The sequence below is a fragment of the Arachidicoccus rhizosphaerae genome (assembly GCF_900107765.1).
GTDB lineage: Bacteria > Bacteroidota > Bacteroidia > Chitinophagales > Chitinophagaceae > Arachidicoccus > Arachidicoccus rhizosphaerae.
Window position 1 is genome coordinate 97,697 of sequence record NZ_FNQY01000017.1, and the last position, 10,056, is coordinate 107,752.

Sequence of the window (10,056 nt, forward strand, 5' to 3'; positions counted from 1 at the left end):
TATGAAAGAATATAAACTCATATCCGAAAATACCGAATCTACTGTAGTAGCTGAATACAGATCTGAATATAAACGAGAGGTTAGCTATCAGTCTGAAGCTGAGTTAGAGAGAGAATTCATTCAGCTTCTGGAAAATCAGGCTTATTCAGCAATTAAAATCACAACGGATAAGGATCTGGTAAATAATCTGAGGGTACAATTAGAAAGGTTGAACAATTATGGGTTCAAGGATAGTGAATGGAAGTCATTTTTTGCTAACACAATTGCAAATTCTAATAGTGGTATTAAAGAGAAAACAAAATTAATCCAAGAAGACTATATTCAGTCAATTGAATGTGAAGATGGTCAACTTCGTAATATATATTTGATTGATAAAAAGAATATTCATAATAACCAGTTGCAGGTTATCAACCAATACGAAACCCATGAGGGAAAACGTGCCAACCGGTATGATATTACGATATTAGTAAATGGGTTGCCTTTAGTTCATGTTGAGCTTAAAAAGCGTGGAGTCAATCTTAAAGAGGCTTTTAATCAAATTGATCGGTACAATCGGGAATCCTTCTGGGCAGACAGCGGCTTATTTGAGTTTATCCAAATATTTGTCATTTCAAACGGGACTCTTTCCAAATATTATAGCAATACTACACGATTCACCCATGTAAAAGAGCGTGGCAATATTAGTGGCGGCCGAAAAAGCAAAACAAGCAACAGCTTTGAATTTACAAGCTGGTGGGCAGACGGGAACAATAAACCAATATTGGATTTGATGGATTTTGGTAAAACATTTTTTGCCAAGCATTCCATCTTAAATGTTCTTACGAGATATTGTGTTTTCACTTCTGATGAATTATTACTGGTGATGCGGCCTTATCAGATTGTAGCCACGGAGAGGATACTCAGTAAAATAAAAGTTGCACATAATTATAAACTTTATGGCAGTATCAAGGCGGGAGGGTATGTATGGCATACAACAGGAAGTGGAAAAACATTGACGTCCTTTAAAACTGCCCAGTTAGCCAGTAGGTTGGATTATATTGATAAAGTCATGTTTGTCGTAGATAGGAAGGACTTGGATTATCAAACCATGAAAGAATATGATAAATTTGAAAAAGGGGCTGCCAATAGTAATACAAGTACGGCAATTCTAAAAAGGCAATTGGATGATCCGAATGCCAAGATTATAATTACAACTATCCAAAAACTTTCAAATCTCATAAAAAAGCAAAAGAATCATGGTTCTTACACCAAACCAATTGTTTTTATATTTGATGAATGCCATCGTTCGCAATTTGGCGATATGCACGAAGCGATCACCAAGACTTTCAAAAAATATTATCTTTTCGGGTTTACAGGTACACCAATTTTTGCGGTGAATGCGAGTAGTGGGGGGAAAGCCCACCTTAAAACTACCGCTCAGGCTTTTGGTTGCAATTTGCATGGGGATCCAAAGGATTGCACAGATGAAATCCATCAAACCGCAATCCATACTTATACTATTATTGACGCCATTGCTGATAAGAATGTTTTGCCATTCAGGGTTGACTATATCAGCACAATGAGGGAGAAAGATGATATTAAGGAGCAACAAGTTCGTGATATTGACAGAGAAAGGGCTCTTCTTTCTCCTGTTAGAGTTGGTAATACGGTCAAGTATATATTGGAACATTTTGATCAAAAGACAAGCCGAAACTCCAAGCCGTATATGATGACCACTTTGGCAAATGTATATGAAGTTGCTTCGGCTCGTGACAGGAATAAGATTGAGGAGGCAAAAAAGAATATAAGATTAAGTGGTTTTAATTCCATATTCGCCGTTACATCAATAGAAGCTGCAAAAGCATATTATCTTGAATTCAAGCGACAACAGAAGGATCTACCGGACCTTAGGCGCCTTAAGGTAGCCACGATTTTTAGTTTTGAACAAAATGGTGAGGTTGATGACGGGTTGGAAGATGAAAACTCTGAATCTACAGAAGGTTTGTCGGCGAGTGATCGAGATTTCCTTGATCTGGCAATATTGGATTATAATTCCATCTTCAAGACTAATTATGACACTTCCGCTGATAAATTCCAGAATTATTATAAGGATGTCTCTCTGAGAATGAAAAATAGAGAAATAGACCTTCTTATTGTGGTGAATATGTTCTTGACCGGATTTGATGCAACTACATTAAATACGCTTTGGGTAGATAAGAATCTGCGTATGCATGGTTTATTGCAAGCCTATTCCAGGACTAACAGGATATTAAATTCGATTAAAACTTATGGCAATATAGTCTGTTTTCGAAATTTGGAGGAGCCGACCAATCAAAGCTTGGCCCTATTTGGCGATAAAGATGCGAGAGGTATTGTCTTACTTAAGACCTATGAAGAGTATTATCATGGGTATGATGGTGAAGGGAGACAAATTCCTGGTTATTACGACCTGGTGCATGAACTATTGGATAAGTTTCCATTAGGTGAAAGGATTCTAGGTGAGGGCGCTAAGAAGGAATTTATTCGCCTATTTGGCACAATATTGAAAGTCTGGAATATATTGAGATCCTTTGATCAATTTGCTGGCAATGAAATTTTGTCAGATCGGGATTTTCAGGATTACAGAGCTATTTACATTGATCTTTACAATGAATTTCGTCCGGGAGGGAAGGGTGATCGTGAGAATGTAAATGATGATATTGTATTTGAGATGGAGCTTATAAAGCAGGTTGAAATCAATATTGATTATATTTTAATGTTGATTCGTAAATATCATGCTGGTCATTGTAAGGATAAGGAGGTTATAGTTAATATTCAAAAAGCTATTGACTCCAGTGTTGATCTAAGAAATAAGAAGGAACTGATTGAGAAATTTGTGCATTCGCTTACGCCTTCTACGGATATTGACGATGAATGGCCAAATTTTGTAAGAGAGCGGAAGGAGGTTGAATTAGAAGAAATTATTTCGGATGAAAATTTGAAAGGGGATGAAACCAGATCCTTTATAGAGAATTCCTTTAAAAATGGGGAGATTCAGGCCTCTGGAATTTCTTTTTCAAAGGTTTTGCCACCTGTTTCGAGGTTCTCTCCGACTGGAGATCTGACAAAAAAGAAGGAAACTGTTTTTGAAAAACTGAGATCTTACTTTGAGAGATATATTAATTTGATTTGAAAATTAACTATTTACAAGGATAACTGTTGAATCGGTCGCTCATGAAATGAAATAATAGCTCTTTTGATACTGTCAAGAGGGATAATTCATTAAGTATTATTTTAAAATTGAGTTTTTAATAGAATTTCTGTGCTAGTAATTCAAAGGACGGAACAGAGACAGGGGCCTGCATAAATGTTTTTGTTGTTAAGGTGTATGAGGTCGGGTGAAATTTGAAACTATAAAACCAGAATTATGAAAGGTAATTTTACTAGTAAGGAATTGTATAAGTTTCTTACTAATCAGCCATTAGGGGATGATTTATTTGAAAACAAGTCACAAGATAGAATTGCGGTTGTAATAAAGGAGAATATTATAAATGAGCCGGAATTTAAGATTATTGGGATTGATGGAGAGTGGGGGGCTGGGAAAAGTAATTTGATTAGATTATTGGAGAAAAAACTTGAGAATACACATAAATTCTTTGTCTATGACGTCTGGGGGCATCAAGAAGATGAACAAAGGAAAGCAATTTTAGTAGAGCTTACTGAATTTATTAAAAATGAAAACAATTTATTAAAAAAGGTAGATAAGAAGATTTGGGATGATAAATTAAAAGTTTTATTAGCAAAATCAAAGGAAATAACAACTGTTAACCAACCCTATCTGAGTGTAGGTTTTATTTTTAGCCTATTATCAATAATTTACATTCCAACTGTGAATGTTTTCAAAGACTCAATGTCAGATTTCTTTGAAATAGAATCCTGGTTCTGGAAACTGGTTTTAGTGACGTTCCCAATTTTTATTGTTATTGGTATTTACCTTTGGAATCTAATTAAAAGCTGGAGAAAAATCGGTTTTTGGAAATCATTTACATTATCAGCTGAAGAGACATTTCAGGTTTATACGAATAAGCAAAAGAGGGAAACGAAGCTTGAAACCATTTCTGAGAATCAGCCATCTGTAAGGGACTTTCAGAATTGGATGGAAGATATAGATAAGGACTTGAACAAAAAAATTGTAATTGTGTTTGATAACTTTGATAGACTGCCCAAGAAACATATTTTAAATATTTGGTCATCAATACATATTTTCTTTGCAGAGAAAGGATATTCCAATATTAAAGTTATCATTCCTTTTGATAGAGAACACGTTCAAAATGCGTTTAGCGAACTCAATGGGGTTGACAATAAATTTGGAGATGATTATATAAATAAAACATTTGATATCGTTTTTAGAATTACTTTACCAATTATGTCAAATTGGAAAAAGTTTTTCAGAGAACAATGGGAAATGGCCTTTGTTAATTTTGATGAATTTGAATTTAGGTTAGTTGTTCAGATTTATGAGTTTCTTGGCCGCAGAATAACACCAAGGGAAATTATTTCATTTATAAACGAAATTCTAACCATAAAGCTGATAGATGATAATTTCAAAGAGAGGTATATAGCAATTTTTGTAATTAGAAAAAATGAAATTCTAAAGGATCCATTGAAGGCTATTACATCTTCTAAAGACATACTGGGTGGGTTAGCATCACTTTATGGTAATGACGCTAATTATGCAAAACAATTAACTGCAATTGTTTATCATATTGATGTTGAAAATGCTATTGAGTTAATCTACCGGCAAGAATTAAAGGACTCGCTCGTAAAGAATGATACTGAACAATTTAATTCGATTTGCGCTTCTGATTTTGTCGATTCCATTTTTGTTTCAGCAATATCAGAGATTGAGGTATTTGACAATCCAATTATTGCTTTATCAACTTTAAATGGAAATTCAAAAGTATCCTCGCAATATGTAAATCAAGCCTGGAGTTTGTTTTACGATAAGGTTCTTCAATCTGATAATGAGGTAAGTAAGCTAGAAATTGATAAATGGCAAGTAACTTTGATTAAAAATATTTCTGACAATAGATATTTGAGAAATTTATTAGACGGTTATTTTATGTTAATTGATGATTCTAATATTGAAAATTATAGCGATTTAATTGATGGTTTAGCTATTGAATTATCTGACGAAAGATTGTCAAACTGTTTGATAGAACGTAATGTTACGGCTGACAATTACCTTAGATTAATTGAGTACAAAGGTGTTAAATATGCTAAATATAAACTTTCGACAAATTATACTTCATTGGATCTTCACCTTTCTCAATTGAATATTAAAGACATTTTGTCTCTTGTAAATACCGGTTTGATTCCTTTTGTAGATTATGATTTTAAAGAATACAAAGAACAATTAAAGAATAGTCTTGTTACTTTTATAGATCAAAATAATATACAATCTGCAAATGATACTTTCATGAAAATTAAGGAAACTGCCCTAAAAAGTGAAGGTTTAAAGGATTTATTAGATGATTCTAAAGTCTACTCCCTTTATATGAACGGAGTAAATTCAGATTTGCCAATTATCAATGAATTGATTGCGATCAGGATCGCAAGGGCCGAAAAGTTTCAATCGTCCTATCAGAGCCAATTTAAAAATGTTTTAAATACTGATGATAAAAATAAAGCAGAAGAAATTTCCAACATAATTTTACAGTACGTCACTTATGGAGAATTATTGCTGAAATCAAGTTATTTTAAAGATTCGTTATTGTTTAAAGAAATTATTTTTAGCATGTTTCCAAAATCTAGCTTAGATAAGAAGGCAAATATTTTAACTTTGATTGAAAATTATGATGAAATAAAGACTTGTTTGGGTATCGAGGATTACAAATTGCTCAGTGAGTTGAATAAGTGGCGATTCGATAAAACTAAACTGAATATTGATAAGTTAAGTGATGACTTTGTTACAGACTGTTTGGAGAATTCTGAATTAAGAATTACCAGTGACTTTTTAGAGGTGTTTAATGAGAATTTTGTTAATTTTGATAAAGAAAGTTATGAAGTAGTTTTTGAAGACATAACAGATGTACATTTTAAATACTTTAAACTAATAAATCCTTTAATGCTTACTCAAACTTCGTTAGATGCCTTTGAGAGTGTGTTTATTGAAAAGCTAGAAACCCGAGCAGAAATTGAATCTGGGCGATGGGATATATTGGAAGTTTATAACAAAAATAATTCGTCTATTTCTATTGTGAATTTTCTAAAGAATATTCGGGATGCAATCTTAAGATCGAGAATTTTCCTTGATTTGGAAGTTGCAAAAAAGCTTTTGCCTTATTTTTTTCATTATGATTTATTGACCGGCCAAGATAATTTATTCAGGTTGATGTTAAAGAATGACTTTTTAACTGAATCGGATTTTGTTCAACTATTAATTTTGAATTCCGATTATATAAAGATATTATACAAGGGGGCTCAACAATTAGATAAAGAAGGATTTAGGAATTTATTAAATGAAAATCGTGAAGATAGTTCCGAACTTGAAAGTTTAGCTAAAGTTTTAAATATACGAAAGGCAAAAGATAAACCAGAGGCATAGTTAGCTAAAGTTAAAAGCTGGCGACTAGCTATATGTTGAGACTGATTCTTTTAATTTCCCGAATTCCTGGCCGCTGCAATCTTAAAAAACTAAAATAAATGGATAAAGAACAAATTTTTATAAATCAGACACTTTACCCAAAAGCAGCTGATGTATTTAAGATTGACATTAAGCCAATCAACGAAATTATTGGTGATTGTTTATTCATAGTAGATACGAATGCACTTCTTATTCCATATACTACAAGTTCTTTTGGATTTGAGGAGATTGAAAAGGCCTACTCTAAATTAATCAAAACGAAACAATTAATTATCCCGGGGCAAGTGGCAAGAGAGTTTGCAAAGAATCGCCCCGAAAAAATTAAAACATTATTTCAACAGTTGAACATAATAAAAGGTAAAATTAAAAACCTTTCAACTGGCCAGTATCCACTTTTAGAAACCCTTCGAGAATATAAAGAAGCTGTTGAATTAGAAAACGAGATTCGAATATTACAAAAAAAGTATTCAATAAAAATTGAAGAAATTTTAAGCCAGATTAAAGATTGGAGATGGAATGATCCTGTTAGTTCTGTTTATAATAGGTTGTTTAGTGAAGATATTATATATGAATTTGACATTGATCAAGATACAATCATTAAAGAACTTGAAAGGCGAAATAAGTTTAGTATCCCGCCTGGGTTTAATGATAAATCTAAAGGGGATTTTGGAGTAGGAGATTTATTGATTTGGCTTACAATTTTGGAAGTTGCTAAGGAACAAAAAAAGGACGTAATATTTATTTCTGGAGATGAAAAAAATGACTGGTTTTATAGAAGTGAAAGCCAATCTCTCTATCCAAGATTTGAGTTAGTTATTGAATTCAAACATGCTACAAATGGTAAATCATTTCATATAATAAAATTGTCTCAGCTTTTGACGGAATTAGGTGCAGATGAAAAGGCTGTAAAAGAAGTAGAGTTTACGGAGAGAAATGTTAACATTGGCTTTTCTGAATATAGAAACTTCAGCCTTAAAGCAGTAGAATTAGTTTATAAATGGCTGCAAGAGACGGAATCAAAAAAAGAAATAGTTGTAAATAATGGGTTTCCTGATTTTTTAATTAAGGACTCTGAAAAAATTGAGGGTGTTGATGTTATGACCTTAAGGGGTGGAAGAAACATTATTTCTTTACATAGATTTCAGGAACGGTATATGCGAGCTTACTATGAAATTAAGGAAGGGAAATGCGATATTTTCAAATTCGTAATAGTTGTTCCTGATAGAGATGCAATTGATTCTGTAAATAAATATTTTGATCGGTTCTCTGATAAATACAAAAATGAATTTATTTCGATAATTGCTGGAACAATTTCTGATGATGGGAATTTTGAACAATTATAAAATCTGCTACTGACAATGAGTATTTACATAGTGGGTATTTTTTTCTTTTAATAGATGGCGGAAGCTATAAGTATTTTGTACCAATAGATTATTTAGAATAAACACCTAATGTATCGCCACGAACCGTTAATAGTAATATGAAGATACGTATATGTTAGAAAACCCTGAAGAAATAAGAAAAGTTATCTACACGACCGGCTTATTGTTAAAGGCAGATGGAAATATTGAATTATACCAATTATTTAATAACTCTGAAATAGTCTTTGAAAAGGCAGGTTATGACAATTGGAATGGTGGAGTGTATTTCTTCACAGTTTTCTTAATTATTGATGTAGAAACATTTGTAAAAAATAGAGAGCGAATTGAGGTAATTGAAGCGGAACTTTTGGCTGCATTCGAGATTGGTACGAGATATTTGGAAGGTGAAGAGATTTCAAGGGTACAATTAGTTCCTAAAGCTCATCCCAAGATTGATTGGACAAAAACTTCTGGAATAACAACAAAGGCGGGACTCCTTCGTGACATTAGTTTTCTTAAGAATACAATGATTTCAGTGTCAACCGGTGGACAAAGAATTCAAGAAATTAACGATCAATACAAACAGACTTTTAATGCAACCAATAAAGCACTCCAAAGACTTGGTTTTCAAAACCCAAACCAATACTCCGACTTATGGGATTGGTACGGTAAATGGAGTTCAGATTTTTCTACTTATAGAGAACGAAGGGCTTTTATTAGAGATCTGTATGCTTCGTTAACAAAAATACTTGAAGATACTGAAGATGCGGAAACTGTTACAGTTACAGTTGACCTCACTGGTTGGGAACGCCTCGAAAGGTCAATTAACGAAATAAGGAAACGGCAGAGCGAAGCAGAAAAAGAAGAGCAATTTCAGGTAATTGGACTCTTGTGTAGAGAAACAATAATCACTTTGGCTCAATCAGTTTTTGTTGAGGGTAAGCATCGTATTTTGGACGATACGAAGGTTAGCAAAACGGATGTAAAAAGAATGTTAGAAGCTTATATAGCAGTTGAGCTTGCAGGCTCTTCAAATGAAACATTGAGAAAATATGCACGTGCTACTTTAGAACTTGCTAATGAACTTACACATAAGCGAACGGCAACGAAAAGAGATGGTTCTCTTTGTTCAATTGCAACTTTATCCCTTATAAACTTTATTGGGACTATTGAAGGAAGAATTTGAATAAATAATACCGCCACTGACCGGTTTTGAGTCAGGCTAAGAAGACGGCATCGATTGGATTGCGCTTTGCTGCTATGTACTAATTAAATGAGGCAGGATATTTTATCTCCTAAAATTCTTTGTATTATTTTTACATCTAATTTACACCAGTATCTGTGCAATATATTGGTTATCAGCATATTTGAACTTACTGTATTGGCAAATAGTTGATTATCAATTATTTGCTAATACAAGACTTATTTTATTTCAGATAATGCCGTATATTAATAAAATGTCCTCCTTCTGCAAAACCGCTTGTTAGTGACTGTTTATTTCTTATCCACTGTGTTTGATAATTTTTCAAATTCGGCAATATACTTTTCAAAATTATCGTCAGCAATGCCTTGCATAACTACTGCACTTTCACCAATTAATACAACGTGTTGGAATAAAACTGTCGCTTTCCCATTTAGTTTGCCTGGTTAGGCCCCCTTTAAATCGGACAATTTTTACGAAGTTAATAATTTGATTTAATTGTGCATTATTTTTGTATTGCCGAATGCGACTGACGGTGACCTTTATACCGAAAGTTGTTCTTTATAATGGACCCCATTTTTTGGACAGGTTAATAAGATATAACTTTATAACGTAAAACCTTTCAAAAATGAGTAAAACAAGTCGCAGGAAGTTCACCTCAGAATTCAAAACCAAGGTCTGTTTGGAAGCCATTAAAGAGCAACAGACTATAGAAACACTAAGTAAGAAATATGACATACACCCCACTCAAATAAACACGTGGAAAAAAGAGTTTTTAGCCAAAGCTAGTCTCGTTTTTGAGAAGGATGCACCTGCTGATCAGTCTGAGGATCAGGCCTTAAAAGAGAATCTATATGCAGAAATAGGAAGACTTAAAATAGCTAATGATT

The 10,056-nt window shown here is 33.1% G+C and carries 5 protein-coding genes; all 5 read left to right on the forward strand.

The features are described from left to right. The first annotated feature begins 1 nt into the window (after position 1). Positions 2-3,151: a type I restriction endonuclease subunit R gene (locus BLU80_RS13980; RefSeq protein WP_091399683.1), complete on the forward strand. Its 3,150-nt coding sequence runs from the start codon at positions 2-4 to the stop codon at positions 3,149-3,151. Between the two features lie 234 nt (positions 3,152-3,385). Beyond that, complete coding sequence (locus BLU80_RS13985; protein ID WP_091399685.1) at positions 3,386-6,565, forward strand: P-loop NTPase fold protein; 3,180 nt, start codon at positions 3,386-3,388, stop codon at positions 6,563-6,565. Positions 6,566-6,663: 98 nt separating this feature from the next. Then, positions 6,664-7,947, forward strand: coding sequence for a PIN domain-containing protein (locus BLU80_RS13990; RefSeq protein WP_091399687.1), 1,284 nt, complete (start codon positions 6,664-6,666; stop codon positions 7,945-7,947). Between the two features lie 151 nt (positions 7,948-8,098). Beyond that, positions 8,099-9,151: a hypothetical protein gene (locus tag BLU80_RS13995; protein ID WP_091399689.1), complete on the forward strand. Its 1,053-nt coding sequence runs from the start codon at positions 8,099-8,101 to the stop codon at positions 9,149-9,151. A gap of 643 nt (positions 9,152-9,794) precedes the next feature. Next, positions 9,795-10,056 (forward strand): transposase (locus BLU80_RS14000; RefSeq protein WP_139188160.1); only part of this gene is annotated, 262 nt, incomplete at its 3' end.